At 72.4% G+C, this 870-nt stretch carries 1 protein-coding gene; it reads right to left on the bottom strand.

The features are described from left to right. Window positions 1-870: sensor histidine kinase KdpD (locus JMF86_RS34880; RefSeq protein WP_201317494.1), on the bottom strand; the 870-nt coding region annotated here is incomplete at both ends.

The following is an 870-nucleotide window of genomic DNA, read 5'->3' as shown; positions in this document are numbered from 1 at the left end:
GCCGTCGAGCGCGACCGTGTCGGACGCGCCCTTCGTCCGCGACGGCTGCTCCGTCGGATCGTCGGCGTCCCAGCCGGCCGGCAGCGTCACCGTGACGGTCATGCCGCGCCCGGCGCCCGCACTCGTCGCAATTACCTCGCCGCCGTGCAGCTGCGCGATGTTGCGCACGATCGACAGGCCGAGCCCGAGGCCCCGCTTCGGCGACGTGAACGCGCCTTCCGGCCGGCTGAACGTGTCGAACAGGTGCGGCAGGTATTCCGGCGCGATACCTTGCCCGGTGTCGGAGACGGACAGCCGCACGCGCTCGCCGGCGCGCGTCAGCGACACGTTGATGCGGCCGCCCGGCGGCGTGAACTTGATCGCGTTCGACAGCAGGTTCGACAGGAGCTGGCGCAGGCGTTCGCCGTCCGCCGGAATCACGCAGGCCGGCATCGCGTATTCCGTCGACAGCACGAGCCCGTTCGCCTGGGCGGTCGCGTCGAGTTCACGTGCGGCGTCGCGCACGATCCGCACGAGGTCGACCGGCACGCGTTCGAGACGCAGCCGGCCGGTCGCGAGGGACGAGGCGTCGAGCAGGTCGGCGACCATGTGCGACAGCGACCGCGCGCTGCGATCGATCGCGTCGACCGCCTGCTGCGCGAAGCCCTGCCCGTCGGCGTTGCGCAGTACCTCGACCCAGCCGTAGATCACGTTCAGCGGCGTGCGCAGCTCGTGCGACACCGTCGCCAGCAGCTCGTCCTTCAGCCGGTTCGACGCGTCGGCCTGCACGCGCGCGTCGCGGGCGCCGCGCAGCGAGCGAAGGTGGTGGCGTTCGTTGCGGCGGCGTTCGCCCGCTTCGCGCAGCGTCAGCGACAGGCCCGCGCAGTGGCC

Source organism: Burkholderia sp. E168m15 (genome assembly GCF_016586105.1).
GTDB classification, from domain to species: Bacteria; Pseudomonadota; Gammaproteobacteria; order Burkholderiales; family Burkholderiaceae; genus Burkholderia; species Burkholderia orbicola.
The sequence above is the reverse complement of the archived record's forward strand: the minus strand, read 5'-3'. Positions and strand labels throughout refer to the sequence as shown.